18 protein-coding genes, 1 tRNA gene and 2 pseudogenes are annotated in these 17,515 nt (G+C 57.8%); 10 read left to right on the forward strand and 11 right to left on the reverse strand.

The window, feature by feature from the left end:
• Positions 1 to 17: 17 nt before the first annotated feature.
• The 3 genes from V6L81_RS16230 (at position 18) to V6L81_RS16240 (ending at position 3,365) form a co-directional block, all read left to right on the forward strand.
• Complete coding sequence (locus V6L81_RS16230; RefSeq protein ID WP_095000067.1) at positions 18 to 947, forward strand: acetaldehyde dehydrogenase (acetylating); 930 nt, start codon at positions 18 to 20, stop codon at positions 945 to 947.
• Positions 948 to 957: 10 nt separating this feature from the next.
• Positions 958 to 1,980 (forward strand): 4-hydroxy-2-oxovalerate aldolase, encoded by a 1,023-nt coding sequence (gene dmpG / locus V6L81_RS16235; protein WP_095018480.1) that lies wholly within the window; start codon positions 958 to 960, stop codon positions 1,978 to 1,980.
• Positions 1,981 to 2,051: 71 nt separating this feature from the next.
• The gene (locus tag V6L81_RS16240) at positions 2,052 to 3,365 is read left to right on the forward strand and encodes an MFS transporter (RefSeq protein ID WP_338660153.1); all 1,314 of its coding nucleotides are present in this window, start codon (positions 2,052 to 2,054) and stop codon (positions 3,363 to 3,365) included.
• Here the strand turns inward: V6L81_RS16240 and V6L81_RS16245 are convergent.
• Together V6L81_RS16245 and V6L81_RS16250 are read right to left on the reverse strand one after the other, a co-directional pair.
• Positions 3,338 to 4,420 (reverse strand): nitronate monooxygenase family protein, encoded by a 1,083-nt coding sequence (locus V6L81_RS16245; RefSeq protein WP_095024610.1) that lies wholly within the window; start codon positions 4,418 to 4,420, stop codon positions 3,338 to 3,340. The two genes, V6L81_RS16240 and V6L81_RS16245, sit on opposite strands and share 28 nt — an antisense overlap.
• Positions 4,421 to 4,562: 142 nt before the next feature.
• Positions 4,563 to 6,122: a murein L,D-transpeptidase gene (locus V6L81_RS16250; protein WP_095000063.1), complete on the reverse strand. Its 1,560-nt coding sequence runs from the start codon at positions 6,120 to 6,122 to the stop codon at positions 4,563 to 4,565.
• Positions 6,123 to 6,266: 144 nt separating this feature from the next.
• Here V6L81_RS16250 and V6L81_RS16255 point away from each other — a divergent pair, with 144 nt between their 5' ends.
• Positions 6,267 to 6,986 (forward strand): murein L,D-transpeptidase catalytic domain family protein, encoded by a 720-nt coding sequence (locus V6L81_RS16255; protein WP_095000062.1) that lies wholly within the window; start codon positions 6,267 to 6,269, stop codon positions 6,984 to 6,986.
• Positions 6,987 to 7,039: 53 nt separating this feature from the next.
• Positions 7,040 to 7,897: a GNAT family N-acetyltransferase gene (locus tag V6L81_RS16260; protein WP_095000061.1), complete on the forward strand. Its 858-nt coding sequence runs from the start codon at positions 7,040 to 7,042 to the stop codon at positions 7,895 to 7,897.
• Positions 7,898 to 8,061: 164 nt separating this feature from the next.
• Here the strand turns inward: V6L81_RS16260 and V6L81_RS16265 are convergent.
• From V6L81_RS16265 to V6L81_RS16275, 3 genes are all read right to left on the reverse strand, one after another.
• Positions 8,062 to 8,136: transfer RNA gene (locus V6L81_RS16265), tRNA-Gln, on the reverse strand.
• Positions 8,137 to 8,410: 274 nt separating this feature from the next.
• On the reverse strand, positions 8,411 to 8,893 hold the full coding sequence (locus V6L81_RS16270; protein WP_338660154.1) for an anti-virulence regulator CigR family protein: 483 nt from the start codon (positions 8,891 to 8,893) through the stop codon (positions 8,411 to 8,413).
• Positions 8,894 to 8,980: 87 nt separating this feature from the next.
• On the reverse strand, positions 8,981 to 9,493 hold the full coding sequence (locus V6L81_RS16275; RefSeq protein WP_338660155.1) for a GNAT family N-acetyltransferase: 513 nt from the start codon (positions 9,491 to 9,493) through the stop codon (positions 8,981 to 8,983).
• 396 nt (positions 9,494 to 9,889) lie between these two features.
• Between V6L81_RS16275 and V6L81_RS16280 the strand changes: the two genes are divergently transcribed.
• Complete coding sequence (locus V6L81_RS16280) at positions 9,890 to 10,726, forward strand: endonuclease (protein WP_138737922.1); 837 nt, start codon at positions 9,890 to 9,892, stop codon at positions 10,724 to 10,726.
• A gap of 126 nt (positions 10,727 to 10,852) precedes the next feature.
• Here V6L81_RS16280 and V6L81_RS16285 read toward each other — a convergent pair whose 3' ends face one another.
• The 5 genes from V6L81_RS16285 to V6L81_RS16305 all read right to left on the reverse strand — a co-directional run bounded on the left by V6L81_RS16285 (position 10,853) and on the right by V6L81_RS16305 (position 14,402).
• Entirely contained in the window at positions 10,853 to 11,401 is a 549-nt protein-coding gene (locus V6L81_RS16285) for an AAA family ATPase (protein WP_323166274.1), read from the reverse strand.
• A gap of 185 nt (positions 11,402 to 11,586) precedes the next feature.
• On the reverse strand, positions 11,587 to 11,898 hold the full coding sequence (locus tag V6L81_RS16290) for a dihydrofolate reductase family protein (protein ID WP_337859203.1): 312 nt from the start codon (positions 11,896 to 11,898) through the stop codon (positions 11,587 to 11,589).
• Positions 11,899 to 11,911: 13 nt separating this feature from the next.
• Positions 11,912 to 12,808: a serine hydrolase gene (locus tag V6L81_RS16295; RefSeq protein ID WP_095038876.1), complete on the reverse strand. Its 897-nt coding sequence runs from the start codon at positions 12,806 to 12,808 to the stop codon at positions 11,912 to 11,914.
• A 133-nt stretch (positions 12,809 to 12,941) separates the two neighbouring features.
• Positions 12,942 to 13,292, reverse strand: a complete 351-nt coding sequence (locus tag V6L81_RS16300) for a DUF6124 family protein (protein ID WP_095018473.1) — start codon at positions 13,290 to 13,292, stop codon at positions 12,942 to 12,944.
• An 861-nt stretch (positions 13,293 to 14,153) separates the two neighbouring features.
• A complete protein-coding gene (locus tag V6L81_RS16305; RefSeq protein ID WP_338660156.1) occupies positions 14,154 to 14,402 on the reverse strand; it encodes a hypothetical protein in 249 nt (82 codons plus the stop codon).
• A gap of 439 nt (positions 14,403 to 14,841) precedes the next feature.
• Here V6L81_RS16305 and V6L81_RS16310 point away from each other — a divergent pair, with 439 nt between their 5' ends.
• The 3 genes and pseudogenes from V6L81_RS16310 (at position 14,842) to V6L81_RS16320 (ending at position 16,172) form a co-directional block, all read left to right on the forward strand.
• Complete coding sequence (locus tag V6L81_RS16310; protein WP_095018471.1) at positions 14,842 to 15,126, forward strand: helix-turn-helix domain-containing protein; 285 nt, start codon at positions 14,842 to 14,844, stop codon at positions 15,124 to 15,126.
• A gap of 224 nt (positions 15,127 to 15,350) precedes the next feature.
• Positions 15,351 to 15,494: pseudogene (locus tag V6L81_RS16315) on the forward strand (ribbon-helix-helix domain-containing protein); the annotation flags it as partial.
• Positions 15,495 to 15,602: 108 nt separating this feature from the next.
• Positions 15,603 to 16,172: a DJ-1/PfpI family protein gene (locus V6L81_RS16320; protein WP_338660157.1), complete on the forward strand. Its 570-nt coding sequence runs from the start codon at positions 15,603 to 15,605 to the stop codon at positions 16,170 to 16,172.
• A 115-nt stretch (positions 16,173 to 16,287) separates the two neighbouring features.
• On the opposite strand, the pseudogene V6L81_RS16325 reads toward V6L81_RS16320, so the two are convergent.
• Positions 16,288 to 16,401: pseudogene (locus V6L81_RS16325) on the reverse strand (integrase); the annotation flags it as partial.
• Between the two features lie 101 nt (positions 16,402 to 16,502).
• Between V6L81_RS16325 and dusA the strand changes: the two are divergent.
• Positions 16,503 to 17,513 carry a tRNA dihydrouridine(20/20a) synthase DusA gene (gene dusA / locus V6L81_RS16330; protein ID WP_095000053.1) on the forward strand — a complete coding sequence of 337 codons (1,011 nt, stop codon included), beginning with the start codon at positions 16,503 to 16,505 and terminating at the stop codon, positions 17,511 to 17,513.
• The last annotated feature ends 2 nt before the right edge of the window (positions 17,514 to 17,515 follow it).

Genomic DNA, 17,515 nt, shown 5'->3' on the forward strand with positions numbered 1-17,515 from the left:
CCTTCGAGACCTTAGCCATGAGCAAAAAGATCAAATGTGCCCTGATCGGGCCGGGCAATATCGGCACCGATCTGCTTTACAAGCTGCTGCGCAGCGAAGTGCTGGAGCCCGTGTGGATGGTGGGCATCGATGCCACCTCCGAAGGCCTGAGCCGCGCCCGCGAGATGGGCCTGAAGACCACCAGTGACGGGGTCGACGGTCTGTTGCCGCACGTGCTGGCAGACAATATCCAGATCGCCTTCGATGCCACCTCGGCTTATGTCCATGCTGAAAACAGCCGCAAGCTCAACGAGCTGGGCGTGCTGATGATCGACCTGACACCGGCTGCCATTGGCCCGTATTGCGTGCCGCCGGTCAACCTCAAGGCCAACCTCAAGCGCGGCGCCATGAACGTCAATATGGTCACCTGCGGCGGCCAGGCGACCATTCCGCTGGTGGCGGCCGTGTCCAGCGTCCAGCCGGTGGCTTACGCCGAAATCGTCGCCACTGCCGCGTCCAAATCGGTGGGCCCGGGCACGCGCAAGAATATCGACGAATTCACCCGCACCACGGCCAGTGCCATCGAGCAGGTGGGTGGGGCGAAAAAGGGCAAGGCGATCATTATCGTCAACCCCGCCGAGCCGCCGCTGATCATGCGCGATACCGTGCATTGCCTGACTGAAACCGAACCGGATCAAGCCGCTATCAGCCTGGCCATCGCCAGCATGATCGAGCAGGTGCAGCAGTATGTGCCCGGCTACAAGCTGGTCAACGGCCCGGTGTTTGACGGCAACCGGGTCTCGATTTTCATGGAGGTCGAAGGCCTGGGCGACTACTTGCCCAAGTACGCCGGCAACCTGGACATCATGACCGCCGCGGCCGCCCGCACCGCCGAGATGTTCGCCGAGGAAATCCTCAAGGGCGAGCTGCAACTCAAGGCATCAGCCCCCCAACCTGCCCTCGCTTAAGGAGCCGATCATGGATCTTCGCGGCAAAAAAATTACCGTGCATGACATGTGCCTGCGCGACGGCATGCACCCCAAGCGTCACCAGATCAGCCTGCAGCAGATGAAAGACATCGCCTGCGGCCTGGACGCAGCCGGCGTGCCGCTGATTGAGGTCACCCATGGCGACGGCCTGGGTGGCAGCTCGGTGAACTACGGCTTCCCGGCGCACACCGATGAGCAGTACCTGTCGGCCGTGATCCCGATGATGAAAAAGGCCAGGGTGTCAGCCCTGCTGCTGCCGGGTATCGGCACCGTGGACCATCTGCAAATGGCCCATGAACTGGGGGTCAATACCATCCGCGTGGCGACCCATTGCACCGAGGCGGACGTGTCCGAGCAACACATCTCCTATGCCCGCAAGCTGGGCATGGACACCGTGGGTTTCTTGATGATGGCCCATATGAACAGTCCCGAGGGGCTGGTCAAACAGGGCAAGTTGATGGAGAGCTTCGGCGCCAACTGCGTGTACCTCACCGATTCGGCCGGCTACATGCTGCCACACGATATCAAGGCGCGGGTTGCAGCCCTGCGTGCGGCCCTGCACCCGGACACCGAGATCGGCTTTCACGGCCATCACAACCTGTCGATGGGCGTGTCCAACTCCATCGCGGCCATCGAGGCCGGAGCCACCCGCATCGACGCTGCGGCGGCCGGGCTCGGCGCGGGCGCGGGGAATACGCCGATGGAAATCCTGGTGGCCGTTTGCGACCGCATGGGCATAGAAACCGGGGTCAGTGTGTTTGGCATTCAGGACGTGGCCGAGGATCTGGTGGTGCCGATCATGGACTTCCCGATCCGCAGCGACCGCGATGCCCTGACCATGGGCTACGCCGGGGTGTATGGCTCGTTCCTGCTGTTTGCCAAGCGCGCCGAGAAAAAGTACGGCGTGCCAGCACGGGAGATTCTGGTGGAGATGGGTCGCCGCGGCATGGTTGGCGGCCAGGAAGACATGATCGAAGACACCGCCATGACCCTGGCGCGCCAGCGGGCCTGAGGCGTCGCACCTTGACGGAGGCGCTGACCGGGTCAGCGCCTTCGGCGTTTTTACCTCACAGGAAACCCACCATGTCCAACACTCATGTCGGCTGGCGCAGCCATGCTTTGCTGTTATTGCTGGCAGCGGTGTTTGCCGACAACTTTGTCGGGCGCCAGATTCTGGCAGTGATGATTGAGCCGATCAAAGCCGAGTTCGGCGTCAGTGACACAGCGATGGGGCTGATTTCCGGCCTGGCCTTTGCCGCGGTATTCGCCCTGCTTGCCCTGCCTGCCGGTCGCCTGGCCGACCGTATGGTACGCACCCGCTTATTGGCCATCGCCTGTTTGCTGTGGGCCGTGGCAACCATGTTGTGCGGGCTGGCAGTGAGCTTCTGGATGCTCGCCCTGGCACGCATGGCTGTGGCGGTGAGCGAGTCGCCGACCACCTCGACATCGATGTCGATCATTGCCGACCTCTACCCGCCCCATCGCCGATCGTTTGCCATCAGTTGCTTCACGGCGGCACCGACCTTCTCCGCAGTGATCGGCCTCAGCCTTGGCGCCTGGGTGGTTGAGCACTATGGCTGGCGCACCGCGTTTATCGTGATCGGCATGCCGGCGCTGATGTTCTCCACGCTGCTGGCCTTTGTGGTGAAGGACCCGGCGCGTGGCCGCTGGGACCTGGCCAGCGCCCACGCGGCCCACCCCCTGCAGAGCATGGGCAGCGAGGCACGCAAACTCTGGGCCCTGCCCGCTTACCGTTGCCTGGTGATGGCGGGTGGTTTGACCACCCTGGGCTCTTATGCCATCGGCATGTGGAACACCAGCTTTCTGGTGCGCTCCCACGGTTTGTCACTGCAACATGCCGGGTTGCTGGCGGGTTTTATCTGCGGCGGCTTTGCCGGGATCGGCGCCTTGTTCAGCGGCTGGCTGAGTGACCACCTGACCCGGCGCAACCCGCACTGGCAAGTGGGCATTCCGGTCATAGGGCATGTGACAGCGCTCAGTGCGCTGTTCGCCTACCTGCTGTGGCCAAACACAGTGTGGCTGCAGTTGGGCAGCGTACCGGTGCCCAGTGCGATGCTGCTGTGCGCGCTCTACAGCTTTTTTTCGGTGTGGTGGGTCGCGCCGTCGTTCAATCTAATCACCCAACTGGTCCCGGCCAACCGCCGGGGTACGGCGATGGCCTTGCAGACCATTATTTCGACCCTGCTGGGGATTGGCCTGGGGCCGTTGCTGGCCGGTTTGCTCAGCGATGCCCTGCAGCCGGCTTTCGGTATTGAATCGCTGCGCTATGCATTACTGCTGGTAAGCCTGCCGGTGGCAGGTGCAATCATGTTGCTGATTCGCACCGCCAGCCATGCCGGGCAAAATTGCTATAGGCATGTAGAGCGGGCGGCATAATCGTCGATAAATTTGCGTGTCAGCTCATACGACGTCAGCTCGGCCATGCGCCCGGGGCTCAGGGGGAAAGCCTGGCCCGCCCACAGGTTGATAAAGTCGCCGCTGTCAGCCCCGGATTTGGCCTTGAGCGGCAGCAGCACACCACCGGCCAACGGAAAAGCCGGGGCCTGGGGATTGAGCGGGCCCAGTTCGCGCATGACCCGATTGACGATGCCCCGTGCTGGCCGCCCGGTAAACAGATTGGTCAGCGCGGTATCACTGGCCTGAGCCTCGCGCAACGCACGGTGATGAGCCCTGGCCAGCTTTGCTTCAGGGCAAAACAGGTAAGCAGTGCCGATTTGCACGGCACTGGCGCCAAGTGCAAACGCCGCCGCGATCCCTCGCGCATCGGCGATGCCGCCTGCAGCAATCACCGGCACTGACACGGCATCGACGATTTGCGGCACCAGAGCGAAGGTGCCGATTTGCGTGGTCAGCTCACGATGCAGGAACATCGCCCGATGACCGCCCGCTTCATAGCCCATGGCGATAATTGCGTCACAGCCGTGGTGTTCCAGCCATTGCGCCTCGTCAACCGTCGTGGCCGAACTGAGCACCCTGGCCCCACAGGCCTTGACCCTGGCCACAAACTCCGGTGCCGGCAGGGCAAAGTGAAAACTCACCACTTCGGGGCGCAATTCCTCGACCAGGGCGCAGGTGGCTTCATCGAAAGGCGCGCGGCTGGATATCGGAGTGGGCGCGTCATAATCGGCCCCGAGCTCGCTGTAATAGGCCTTGAACAGCGACTTCCACTGCTCGATGGCAGCCTCGTCGTACTCCGGAGGCTGATGGCAGAAAAAGTTCAGGTTGAGCGGCTGGTCGCAGGCAGCCCGAAAGGTTGCCACCTCGCTGCGGATGGCCTCCAGGCTCAACGTGGCACAGGCCAGTGAGGCCAGCCCCCCGGCCTGTGCCACGCCGATCATGATATCGGCGCCAGCGCCCAGCATCGGTGCCTGGATCAGGGGATGGGCAATGCCCAGCAGATCGGTGAAGCGCGAATCGGGCCAGCAGCTCATGGGGGCTCTCAGGGTCGACAATCGGGAGCTGGATACTAGTGGCTCGCCTGCAGATGAGGCAAGTTGCCCAAGACTATGTAGCAGCTGACGAGCGGAGCGAGGCTGCGTTCGTCAGCTGCTACGAAAGTCCGCAATAGCCGAATTATTTTTTGCTGGCCAGTGCCGCAATCAATGCCGGGTCATGATTGTAGATATCCGGTGCATAGGTCACCTTGCCGTCCTTGTTTGCCTGGGCGGTCCAGTAGGTCATCAGGATCGGTGTCGGGTTCGACAGCCTGAACTCATGGGTCAGCCCGGTACCCAACAGCTCCTCGCTACGGACTTTTTCGGCAGGTGTCACCAGCAAGTCACGCAGCTGGAACACCGCTTCAACCCGCACGCAACCCGAACTGAAAGCCCGTGGCCCCTTGCTGAACAAGGCCTGGCTAGGGGTGTCGTGGAGGTACACCGAGAACGGATTGGGGAAGCGGATGGCAATACGGCCCAACGGGTTCCTCGGCCCCGCGCCCTGGCGCAGCAGGATGTTGCCCGGTCGATCCCAGTCGATATCCTGAGCCGCCAGCGGCTGGCCGTTGCTGTCCACAATCTGCAGGTCCTGACGGCTGAGGAAAGACGGGTCGCGACGGATCTGCGGCAGTTTGTCTTCACGAAAGATGGTCGGCGGAATGGTCCAGGTCGGGTTGAGCGTAAGGCGATTGACCCGGGACTTGAGCAGCGGGGTCTGGCGCTCGGCACGACCGACCTGGGTGCGTGTCTGCCACACCGGCACACCGTTGCGGTACACGGTAAGTTGCGCTGCGGGCACATTGACCAGCAGGATATCGGGCTCCAGATCCTGGGCTATCCAGCGAAAGCGCTCCAGATTGATGCGCAGCTGCTCACGCCGCGCCTGGGGGCTGATGTTGAGTTCTTTAAGGGTGCCCGCGCCGATTACACCGTCGGCCTGCAACGAATGGTCGAGCTGGAAGCTCTTCACCGCCGCCACCAGTTCATTGCTGTAATGGTGATCGACAGTCGCCGGCAGGTGGCTGAGGTAGCCTTCACTGACCAGTCGCCGGGCCAGCTCGGGCACCCGCGCATCCTCAGCCCCCGGACGCAGCAACGGCCCGCTGGCCAGTGGTTGCCATTGTGGCAAGGGTTGCTGACGCTGGCGGGCATAGACCCGACGCAGGTTTTGATACAGCTCGTTTTGCGGGCGCGCCTGTTCAAAAGCCCGGGGCAAGTCCGCCAGGCCCGGGCCGGCAAAGGCCAGGATGCGGGCCTGGCGGTCTTGTGCAACCTCACTGGCATGCCATACCGGCTCGAACCGCGACTGCTGCAGGCGACCATAGTGCAGGTCCTGCAAGGCTTGCAGATACTGCTGGCTGATCCCGATATCGGCACACAGATCACCAGCGACAGGCAGTTTGTAGGTGTCGGGGTCCAGACCGTCATCCGCCAACTGCGCAAGCTCCCCTTGCAGGGCGCTCAAACGGCCATTGACCGACCATACCGGCTGGTCATTCTGCCCCTGATAAAACCCCTGCAGCATTCGCAGCATCGGTGCATTGACCCGTGGCGCCAGGACCGGACAGGCTTGCGGCAGTTGGCTGAGCGCTTGTTGTACCGGGCTTGTGGTGTCTGCCTGTAGGGGATCGGCTACAGCGACCAGTGGCACAGTCAGCAAGGCAATGCTCAAGTAAAATGCGCGTTTTTTGAACAACTGCTTTACTCCAATTATGGGCCGTCATCTTTAACTTCAGCTCAATCAGCGGTCACGGCAAACCCACAGGCTAGCAGTTAAAACCCAAGCGCCAAGTTATCGGCGCAGCATTACTGGTCTGACTCCATCGAGAATACGCAAATCATGCTCAACTTTTTACGCCGTTTTTGCTTTGCAGCCATCGCCTTAAGCGCAACCTGCACTACTGCCTACGCTGCTAATCCGCTCTTGCTCAACAAGCTCAGCCATGCCGCCCCGGAACTCAACCCCCAGGCCCTGAAAAGTGCCCTCAGCGCCATGCAGTGCGCGGTCAATAACGGAGCCAAACAGGCTCGGCATCTGGCGGTAATCGACTTCTCGCAACCTTCAACCGCTCGCCGTCTCTGGATCTTTGACCTGACCCGCAAGACATTGGTTCTGCGTGATCTGGTGGCCCACGGAAAACAATCCGGCGAGAACTTCGCCACCAGCTTCTCCAATACCGAAGGCAGCAACCAGTCCAGTCTCGGCCTGTTCAGCACCCAGGAAAGCTATGTGGGCAGCCATGGTTACTCATTGCGCATGGACGGCCTTGAGCCCGGCATCAATGATCAGGCCCGTGAACGGGCGATCGTGATCCACCCCGCCAATTACGTGAACCCGCTGTGGAGCAAAACCCAGGGCCGCATCGGCCGCAGCCTCGGCTGCCCGGCGGTCCGCCCGCAAGTGGCGCGTCAGGTCGTAGATAAACTCAAAAATGGCCAGTTCATGTTTGCCTGGTACCCCGACCAGCAATGGCTGCAATCCTCGGCCTACCTCAACTGCCAGCCACGTCAGGTGGCGAGCATCATGTCGGCCAGGCATGAGGTCGCACACGGGGGTTGAAAGCGCGGCGGCAATACCTGTAGATAGTGCGCACATGTTCCAGGAGTTTCATCATGCCCGCGCCGCAACAGGCTGCCTTCACTTACCGCGCCATGATCCGGGCCGACTTGCCCGCCGCCCACAGGTTGTCCGCGCAACTGAACTGGCCCCATCGCCTGGAAGACTGGGCGTTGTTGCACCGGTTGTGCAAAGGCTTTGCGGCCTGCGAAGGTGAGCGCTTGATCGGCACGGCGTTCGCCTGCCCACAAGGTGCGTTTGCAACCATTGGCCTGGTGGTGGTCAGCCCCGATTATCAGGGCCAGGGTGTTGGCCGCCGATTGATGGAGCTGGCGCTCGAGGCCTGCAAGCCGGCCACGGCGATCCTCAATGCCTCGGCAGCAGGCGCACCGCTGTATCTGAGCCAGGGCTTTATCGAGTTCGGCACCCTCGAGCAGCGCCAGGGCCCGGCACAATGTATGGCCCTTGAACCGCTGGCCGCAGACGAACACTGCCGCAGCCTCAACGCAGAGGATCAGGCACGGCAACTGGCACTGGCCAACGCTGGCAGCGGGCTGGATCGCAGTGCCATTTTCGCCCATCTGCACGACACTATCGAACACACGGCCGGTATCGAGTGCGGTGGCCAGTTACAGGCGTTTGCCCTGTTGCGCCGCGCCGGAAAGGGCCATTGCATTGGCCCGGTGATTGCCCAAAATCCCCGGCAGGCCAGGCACCTGATCGCCACCCTGCTCTCACGGATCCCTGGCCAGTTTGTGCGTATCGATGTGCCACATAACAGCGGTCTGTGTGAATGGCTGACGCGGGCCGGCCTGGGCCCAGTAGACCGGGTGAGCCAAATGGCCCTCGGCACACCCCCGCAATCCACTGAAGGTGTTCATCAGTACGCACTGCTTTCACAGGCAATGGGTTGAGCTGCAGAAACGCGCAGGACTGATCCGCCACAAACCGGATGGGCAAGAAAAAGACAGTGGTATTAATTGGTATGGGATGGGTGACTAGCGAGGTTGCGTCAGGCCGAACGGCGTTGACGCTGTGCTTGGAGACTCTTGCCCGATGCTGGACAAGATCTGAAAAATGGCAGGGGCGGCTGGATTTGAACCAACGCATGGCAGGATCAAAACCTGCTGCCTTACCGCTTGGCGACGCCCCTGTAGTTGTTGCGATGAATGCCTGGCATTCATTTAACGTCCTTGCAGCTTGCGAATGTTGCCAATCGCCGTGAACCTGTAAGGGTTCGCTGTGAGAACGAGCGCAAATATACCCGCACTCTGAGGATATGGGAAGCACTTTTTAAATAAATTTATTCAAAAACAGCCACTTAGTGAGAAACACTGGCACATTGCCCCGGCTGGCCGGGCTTTTCCCGGGTCTAGTCGAGGGATAAGCCCGGAGTTTCAGGCACTGATCGACACAACGGCGTCACATCAATCAAAGGCACCATTGAGAATCTCATAAACCAACCCGGTGGCAATGGAGACCAGAATCAACTCCGTGCCCACCTGCTGCCATTCGTACCCCTCGTAATGAGGCAGCCTGCTGGCCAGTCGGCCATCCAGCTTTTTGGCAATACCCGGCGGCAGCGGCTTGCCCCGCGCCAGATTCTTCTGGATGCCGGGCGGCAGCGCCTGGCTTCGGCTCCAGTAATCTCTATGCCCGTGAATGATTTCAAGCGTGGCTGCACGATTGATACTCGGGCCATGCGCCCTGTCGTCACCGCCTGACTTTTTACCTTTATTGCCCTGGCCACCTTGCTTGCCATGATTTTGGTCATAGTGCTGACCGCCTTTGTCATTGCCTTTACCGTTCCCGTTACCGTTACCGTTACCTGGATCGGCCGAGGCAGTGACCGGGCCACAAACAAGCGCAACACACGTAATGGCTGTAATCAGTGAACGAGGCGTTAACATGGTCGAGGACTCAGAATAAGGGTGGTCCTCTGACTATAGACGACAGCTTAAGTTCGTCAGGGCATCAAGCTGCCACCCAGTGCTGCTTCAGCTCTGCTCAGGTGCGAACCAGGCCATGGTGATATCCGCGATCAGACTGCCATCGGGTAGGCGTATACGCTTTTCAAGACGACCTTCTTCCACAAAGCCGAACTTCAGATAAAGGTGCCTCGCACGGCGATTGACCTCACGCACCCGCAGTTCGACTTTCACCAGCCCCGGGCGATCCCCGGCCCACTGCAACAAGCGCGTCATCAACACATGGCCGATACCCTGCCCCACATAGTCGGGATGCACAACGATAGTCAGGCTCATAACGTGCTTAAAGGCCTCAAGCCCCATTGGCTCAAGCAAAGCATGCCCGACAATCTGGTCATTCCATTCAACCACCAGGTAAAGGCCATCATCCTTCAGGGCAAGAATTTTTCGCTCAAAGGCTGCAGTGTTAAACTCACCTGGCCGCGAGACAAGCAAACCGGGGGTTTTGGCCGTTTCACGCTCGGCATTGCAGAGCTGCGTCGCATCCGTTAGTTGCGCATGACGAATGACCAGGTTTTCCAAGCGATAGCTCCCTATAAACTGTTCTGAGTAGGTCAACTGCTTGCGCTCGAAAACACGCAATTCCTGATTAACTTACGCACCCTTACAGCGCACACAAATCTGCGCGGTCTGCATTTCCCTCCGCCCTCAGCCCTTCAAGCAATAACTGTTCCCGTTGATCAATCCTCGTAGAGCAAGGCGTTCTTGCGATGTGTTTTGTAGCACTCCCGTGGTACAAACAGCAGTAATACGTGACATTGAATACCCTGACGCGTCAGGCATTGAGCGAGCTTCTGGCACATCACGCCTGGACTATTGGTAAAAGCCACGAGGCGAGGTGTTCAATTGCATTGCCCCGAGCTGAAATTGGCCATGCTTGGTACATAGGCCTACTGATCCACCTTGAAGGTGCACCCCATGCCCGCCCCTACTGCTCGCCCCGACCTTGTTTATACATACCCGATCCACCTGCGCGCTCAGGTCGAGGCCGCCCCGCGAGCACCCGGGGTGTATTTCTTTTACGCTGCTGGCGAGTCCATGCCGCTCTATATCGGTAAAAGCATCGATATACGCAGCCGACTGCTTTCCCACCTGCGCGCACCGGAAGAAGCCCGAATGCTGCGCCAGACACAACGGATCGAATACCAGCAAACCGCAGGAGAAATCGGCGCCCTGCTGTTGGAGTCCCGCCTGATCAAAGAACTGCAACCCTTGAAGAACAAGCGACTTCGTCGTCAACAGCGTCTGTGCTCATTGCGGATTGTCGACGGGGTACTGGAAATCATCGACACCACCACCATCTGCGACGGGCCACAGTTGTACGGGCTTTTCCGTAACCGGCGGATGGCCACCGAAGCCCTGATGCAGATTGCGGACGAGCACCGGCTCTGCCACACCCTGCTGGGCCTGGATAAATCAACGGGACGGGGCTGCTTTCGGGCTCAGATAGGCAAGTGCGCCGGTGCCTGCAAAGGGGCAGAAAGCCATAAGGCGCATACCCAACGCTTGTTGAGTGCCTTGGAACGCTGGGCCGTGCATCACTGGCCCTATCCAGGCGCAATCGCATTGCACGAGCAGCATGGCGAGATCGAGGAGTACCACGTCGTGGACAGCTGGCGCTATATCGGCACCTATACCTGCGAGTCTGAAGCCAGACTGGCCCCCAGACTGACAGGGCAGGCATTCGATGCCGACTGCTACAAAATTCTGGTGCGGCCCGTCTTGCTCGAGAGCACGGCAATCATCATGCTTTGATTGCGAACGTGCCGATCCAGGATAACTGCCTCGAGCTTTTTGACTGCCTTAATGTGCCGCTGAATGACTGGCCCATCTCTTCCACTCGCTTGGCAAGCTGGACGTAAGCCTACAGCCAACACACGTTCACATGACTGACGGTGCGTGCTTCAGTCCGTCGACTGCATCCCGTATTTGCCGCACCCGATCTGTAACAGACATGTCCCCTTCAAGCTTTAAGACCGTACAGGTAAGCGCAGACAGCCATTCCTGGTGCCTGGCCAGGCTACGTCCAGGGACGCCCCCCTCATCGTACTGAGCTGCCCAAGCCAGAAACTCCGGCTTTGCTTGACCGAAGCGTTTTACCTCTCGACGTTCTAGCCTCTCCAATCTGAGTTCAACCGGAAGATAAAGGAACACCACAAGATCAAATTCGCTCTCAAGCGGTTGACCCCAGCCCATTACTGATCCGGCAACCACTGCACGGTCATGAGAGCGCATTTCATGTAGCAAGCGCTCTCCTCGTTGCGTTTTGTCAGCCAGATGCAGATAGGGCGGGTTACTGGGCAGCCACAAAAAATCATCTGCTTCCAGGTGAGTTGCGCTCAGATCCTTAGCTAAAGCATCCGCCAAAGTCGTGGTGCCGGTACCTGCCGCGCCTGTGATCAAGATGTAACGTGCCGTCTCTTTTGTCATTTCGTTTCAGCCACTCTAAAACTTTGCCATCTCCGATAACTTAACAGTGCCCCACTGATGTGGCAGCCGAGCAAGAACGTCCTCGAGACATCGAGCCAGTGGTGGCCAGCGCCTGCAAATGTGGGTCGGTTAGCTACGACCTGACTTTGAACGTCGCTATGCACCAAATGACGTGCGGGCAGTCATCAAATCTCTAGAGCCCTGCAATCAGATCCTGTTTTCTCAACTGAGCAAGCCTGGGCGAGCACTTGGTAACGACTCTGTACAAATCCGTTATCAGACGCTGAGGAGTCAATCAGACTTAAATTTAGCTCGCCACCCAACTGGCTGAACAAAGGAATTCCTTTGCCCAACAACACTGGAATGCGCGTAATAGTGATCTCGTTGATCAATCCCGCAGCGAGGAAAGCCTGGATGGTCTGACCTCCGTCAATATAGAGATGCTTCAGACCTTGAGCCGCGAGCTGCGCCACGATAAGTAGCGGATCGCCGGCCAATACATCGAAGGACTCAGACGACTTTACCCCCCGACCGCAAAACTTGTATCAGTTGCTCGGCGGCGAGGGTTTCGACGGTGCCTTCACGGGTGCCTGCGCCGAAAACAGCGCAACAGGCCGATGTGTCGCCGTCGCAGATACGGTAAACGGCAATGACGCTGCCAGGCCCGCACCCTGTGTGTCCGCAAAGGGTAAAACCACCGTCGATCGAACCCCGCATTAAACCCAGGCCGTATCCCGGTGTAATCCATGGGCGTCCTGGAATCGAACCACCCAATGCCTTTGCTATCTGCATGTCCTGGAGCAAGCCTGTGGGGAGCAGATGCCCTGCGAAAAGTCGGTCGAGGAAGAGTGCGGCTTGCGAAATGGGGCCGATTAACAAGCCGTGATACACCCAGCCGGGGTCATAATTTGATGTATTTCCAAGGTGGGTATCTTGTAAGTCTGCTGGCGTTTTAGCGAAGCGAACCCTCGAGAGCCCCAAAGGCGTCAGTGCGTATCGACCCACTGCCTCTTCAAGCGACAAGTCAGTCAGCTGTTCAATTAGCTTGCCTATGAGAAGGTAACCCACATTGGAATAGCGCCATCCAGTTCCGGGGGTATATCGAAGCCGAGCGCCATCAAGGCGCTGCATCATTTCGTCTGCTGACCATGCAGCCTCATGGTTGGCAACGGCGGCGTGATAATCTGCAAGTTCACCATAATCGGCGAGCCCTGCCTCATGCCTAAGCAGTTGGCGCAACGTGAATGGCTGATCAGGTATCGGGGTGTCCAGTCCGACCCGCCCATCACGTACTAATGACAGGGCGGTTACAGCCAGGATGGTCTTCGTAAAGCTCCACCAAGGCACCACCAGTTCTGATTGATCCGACGTTGGGTGCTGACCATTTGATACCAGTGAACTCAGCATTGACTTCCTTGTATTGTTGGGCAGCTTGTCAGCTACCTAGGGAGGCTCCGATCATCTTGCCGCGATTTTCGAAAAGTACCCAATATACCCAGAGATCAATAACGCGCCTGCCGCCAACCAGGCGCGTGCTGCATCAGTGCATCGCCACACCGTCCAGCGATTTATCGACATACGCCCTGGCCAGCTCCACCAGATGCATGACCGACAACACCCGGTCGCGCGCGAGCCCGCACAAACCATCCCCCGCCTCACTCGCCGAAGCAACCGCACAGCGCAACAAGTCTGACGCTTGGGCCAAAGCCGCTTCTGAATTGACACTGTCCGGGATGGCAAATATAGCCGTGCTTATGGGGCGAGCAGGCTTATGGTCGTGCAGGTAATAATCGAGCGCACGCCTGACGGCCGCACGGTCCAGCGACTGTGAATCGCACTGTTCAGCATCTTGCAGGGTCAATGAGGGGGGATCGGGGACAACTTTTTTCATACCGTTAACTCCTGGCTTCTAAGAGGAGCTGTCACTTATCGCGACCAAACGAATGGGTGGCAGCCGTACGCAGGTTAGTCGACCGGAGAAACCAGGAACCCGGCGCGCCCGAAGGCGCCCTGCGCACGGCCACCAAAAACCGGAGGCAAAAAAACGCCTCTCTGAGGTGGCGCTGTGCGCCTGATTTCACTACGGGCGACTAAACCCGATCGCTGATTTTGCAGCGATGGGCCGAGACTATTCCCCGATTTGAGCAGGCGCAAGCGAACGGGATTCTCTCGGATGATTCGCGAGATGGAAAGCGAAACGTCGTACGAAACGGCTGATAACAAGCCTTATAAACCTGACCGTAGCCTACCGCCTGCGGCTAATGACCAGCCACCCAACGCGGCACAATGCTGCCTTGACGAGACCATCGCAGGGGAATCACCTTGCACTCGAGGACTGCAACTGCGCATTCGTCGGGACTGGGTACCCGTTTTATCCCCACCGCATTTTGGCAGCAGAGAAAACTGGTTTCTCTGAAGTAGTGACGATCAGCCTGCTGATCGGATCCTGAACCCAGGGCATCCGTGCCGGGAGCTAAAGAATCGCTGCGACTACTCCTCCACTACACCTAAAAGGCGTCCTCTGGACGCCTTTTTTATTTCAGCGCGAGCTATATTTGCGCACGAATGACCTGCCCAACCAGTGTCCCGCTCGCTTTACGCTTTGGATACCGCGTAACAATGTAGTAACCAAAGCCACTGCGCTCCTCCCGAGGTTCCAATACTAAAGACCCTGCTGGTGTTTTCATGACTGTCAGCCGATGATTGCCACGGATATCACGAGCCTCGCAATATATCGGCGCGTTGTGCACGATCATGTTCGCAATATGTGGGTTACTTGATCAATGCAGGTGCAACCACATGTGGCCAGGTCGGCTTCGTGAGCTTCCCAAATATGACGAATACCAAAACCACGGCCTTCCCCTTTGTGGACGCCCACGCGCAAGAAGATTTCCCCGCCTTTCAAACCGAACTTGGGCATGTCCGGGATAGTTCCAAAGCTGTCTGTGCCCGACGGGTGAGCAATCAAGACATTTTGTTTTAAATTGAGCAGTTCCGACAAAACACATTCCTGACCAATACAGGTGATGAACCAGCAGGTTAGTGTGGCATGTTCAGTGAAAGTCGGAATGGCTGCTTGTTACCAAGTAATTCGCAATACCAGGGTGTTGCCACTGGCAGGGTGTGAACGGCTATATAAGTCTGCTGGGTTCATTAATAAATAACGCGCCTGCCGCCAACCAGGCGCGTGCTGCATCAGTGCATCGCCACACCGTCCAGCGATTTATAGACATACGCCCTCGCCAGCTCTACCAGGTGCATGACTCATCGCTGGGTTGAGCGTAGGGTGGCGTGGCGATCCCCTTTACCAACGGTGAAGGGGTAAAGCCCTAGCTATGACCCGACTCAAAAAATGTACACCTGTCACTTTTTTAAAAGAACTTGTAGCAAAACAGTTGTCCAAAAATTAGTAAGCAAGTGATTGATCAGAGGAAAAGTGTATGTCAAACGAACGCCCTACCAGTGTCTGGGATGCGTTGGTTGATACGCCAGAAGAAGCCGAGAACCTGCGTGTCCGTTCTCAGTTGATGCGAGCCATCAGGCGGGTAGTGAAAACCTGGGATGTATCGCAAAAAGAAGCGGCCCAGCGGCTGCATATCACTCAGCCAAGGCTGAATGATTTGCTCAAGGGGAAAATTGAAAAATTTTCTCTGGATGCTTTGGTGAATATGTTGGCCAGTGCAGATCTGGAACTCGAAGTTCGCATCAGTAACAAGGCAGCCTGATTTTCAAGTGGCGGTTCAAGCAAGCAAAAAGGCTGGCCATGATGTGGCTGGCCTTTTTTCGCTTTAATGGCACCCAAGGACGAAAATAAGCTATCGCAGGTAGTTTGCAGAGACACCGGTGCGTTTGTCTGAAGCTACAAGAAACCTCTGTTCTCATCAGCCACTTGGGTGTGCAGTTTTAGAACCCGTATACGCTGTATACACTCAAGAGTGAGGACCCCATCATGGCATCACCCGTGTTGTCATTCTGTGTTGAAGAGGCGCTCGTGGAGCAGCTCGACCAGTTGTCCCAAGCCACCGACCGCGACCGTCAGTACCACCTCAAACGTGCGTTGGCCCGCTACGTCGAGGCTGAGTCCTGGCATATATAGGTAAGGAGCAGATTTTTGCGAGCGACTGCTATCCGACCCAAAGCAGCCCTTGATATCCATTTATTGTCGCCATAGGGTGTTGGCATTCATGGAGGATTCTGACTGATGGCACGCATAGGTTTAATACTGAGCCCCGGTTTTGCTGACTGGGAATATGCTTTTATAGCTGGAACTGCGTCCCCATTTTACGGGATCGACGTCAGGTTTTTCGCTTTTGCTCCGGGACAGATCCACTCGCAGGGCGGGCTGGCTGTAACGATCGATAGTAACTTGCAACAATGCCTGGACTGGAAACCGGATGTTGTGGTCGTTATCGGGGGAATGGTCTGGGAACGTGCAGAAGCACCGGATATTCGAGACTTTCTTCATGCCAGTCGTTCAAGTGGAGCGACGATTGCAGGTATCTGTGGGGGAACTCTGGCACTTGCGAGGGCCGGGCTTCTCGACAAGATTCCACATACCTCAAACAGTGCTAATTTCTTACAAGAGAATGCTGCAGGTTATGAAGGTCACGGGTTTTATCGAAACAGTCCGATAGCGGTGGTTGCAGACCGCATCATAACCGCTCCAGGCCCTGCCCCCGTTAGCTTCACCTGCGCAGTGTTCGAAGGTGCCGGGCTATCTTCAGAGAGTATTTCCCAGTTCAGATCAATGTTGGCAGCGGAACATAAGTGACCGTTTGGCGCTGCAAAACAGCGCTCAGGTTATGTTGTTCGAGTGGCTGCATCTGTCCGATTGCTGCCTGTCGCAAAGTCCCGCAATCGACCCAAAGCTGCCGGGCCGTCTGTTATCGGGCGAAGATCTGGCTCTCTTGGTAGACTTGCAACCCATCGCAAAACAGGCGTACTTGTGCCGTGTAACTGATGCTGCCGTCAGTACGCTTGCGTGCTCGGATAGTGGCCATGATCGCCTGGTACAATTGTTGTTTTGATTGGTAAATTGTACCAGTCGACTTCAAAATACGCCCTTTTACCCCCTAAAATCGCAGCAAAAACGTAGAGCACAATGGTACAGAATATTGCTTCAAAGCCAGTAAACACAGGGGCTGCGCTGTCTCGGCGGTTTTCTGTTGCGCCCATGATGGACTGGACAGATCGCCACTGTCGGTTTTTTCTGCGTCTGCTATCCAAAAACGCCTTGCTGTACACCGAAATGGTCACTACGGGTGCGCTGATCAATGGTGATGCCGAGCGCTTCTTGCGTCATGACGCGTCTGAGCATCCGCTGGCCTTGCAACTGGGAGGGAGTGTTCCGGCTGACTTGGCCGTTTGCGCACGCATGGCTCAGGATGCAGGGTATGACGAGGTGAACCTGAATGTCGGCTGCCCCAGCGATCGGGTGCAGAACAATATGATCGGTGCCTGCCTGATGGCGCACCCGGCCCTGGTGGCCGATTGTGTCAAGGCCATGCGCGATGCGGTCGCTATCCCTGTCACGGTCAAGCATCGTATCGGCATCAACGGCCGCGATAGCTATGCACAACTGTGCGATTTCGTCGGTACGGTTCGTGATGCCGGCTGCACCAGTTTCACCGTGCATGCGCGTATTGCCATTCTCGAAGGGCTGTCGCCTAAAGAAAACCGCGATATCCCGCCTCTGCGCTATGACGTTGCCGCGCAGTTGAAAACCGATTTCCCTGAACTGGAGATCATTCTCAACGGCGGGATCAAGACCCTCGAGCAATGCCAGGAACATTTACAGGTGTTTGATGGTGTGATGCTCGGTCGCGAGGCCTATCACAACCCGTATATTCTGGCCGAGGTCGATCAACGTCTGTTTGGCAGTTCTGCCCCTGTCATTTCGCGGGTAGAGGCGCTCACGCTGTTGCGGCCTTATATCGCAGCGCATATAGCCGCGGGTGGTTCAATGCACCATATCACGCGTCATATTTTGGGGCTGGGCCAGGGGTTCCCTGGCGCCAGGCGCTTTCGTCAACTGCTGTCGGTGGATATCCATAAGGCCAAGGACCCGTTGGCATTACTGGATCAGGCCGCAGAACTGCTGGTAGGCCGCTGAAA

Source organism: Pseudomonas bubulae (assembly GCF_037023725.1).
Lineage (GTDB): Bacteria > Pseudomonadota > Gammaproteobacteria > Pseudomonadales > Pseudomonadaceae > Aquipseudomonas > Aquipseudomonas bubulae.

What these genes read in the sequence shown, in the direction of transcription:
- V6L81_RS16280 (WP_138737922.1), top strand. Translation starts at nt 9,890, where the DNA reads ATGCCCGCCCCTACTGCTCGCCCCGACCTTGTTTATACATACCCGATC.
- V6L81_RS16270 (WP_338660154.1), bottom strand. Translation starts at nt 8,893, where the DNA reads ATGTTAACGCCTCGTTCACTGATTACAGCCATTACGTGTGTTGCGCTT.
- V6L81_RS16260 (WP_095000061.1), top strand. Translation starts at nt 7,040, where the DNA reads ATGCCCGCGCCGCAACAGGCTGCCTTCACTTACCGCGCCATGATCCGG.
- dmpG (WP_095018480.1), top strand. Translation starts at nt 958, where the DNA reads ATGGATCTTCGCGGCAAAAAAATTACCGTGCATGACATGTGCCTGCGC.
- V6L81_RS16245 (WP_095024610.1), bottom strand. Translation starts at nt 4,420, where the DNA reads ATGAGCTGCTGGCCCGATTCGCGCTTCACCGATCTGCTGGGCATTGCC.
- V6L81_RS16310 (WP_095018471.1), top strand. Translation starts at nt 14,842, where the DNA reads ATGTCAAACGAACGCCCTACCAGTGTCTGGGATGCGTTGGTTGATACG.
- V6L81_RS16285 (WP_323166274.1), bottom strand. Translation starts at nt 11,401, where the DNA reads ATGACAAAAGAGACGGCACGTTACATCTTGATCACAGGCGCGGCAGGT.
- V6L81_RS16320 (WP_338660157.1), top strand. Translation starts at nt 15,603, where the DNA reads ATGGCACGCATAGGTTTAATACTGAGCCCCGGTTTTGCTGACTGGGAA.
- V6L81_RS16255 (WP_095000062.1), top strand. Translation starts at nt 6,267, where the DNA reads ATGCTCAACTTTTTACGCCGTTTTTGCTTTGCAGCCATCGCCTTAAGC.
- V6L81_RS16240 (WP_338660153.1), top strand. Translation starts at nt 2,052, where the DNA reads ATGTCCAACACTCATGTCGGCTGGCGCAGCCATGCTTTGCTGTTATTG.
- V6L81_RS16295 (WP_095038876.1), bottom strand. Translation starts at nt 12,808, where the DNA reads ATGCTGAGTTCACTGGTATCAAATGGTCAGCACCCAACGTCGGATCAA.
- dusA (WP_095000053.1), top strand. Translation starts at nt 16,503, where the DNA reads ATGGTACAGAATATTGCTTCAAAGCCAGTAAACACAGGGGCTGCGCTG.
- V6L81_RS16300 (WP_095018473.1), bottom strand. Translation starts at nt 13,292, where the DNA reads ATGAAAAAAGTTGTCCCCGATCCCCCCTCATTGACCCTGCAAGATGCT.
- V6L81_RS16230 (WP_095000067.1), top strand. Translation starts at nt 18, where the DNA reads ATGAGCAAAAAGATCAAATGTGCCCTGATCGGGCCGGGCAATATCGGC.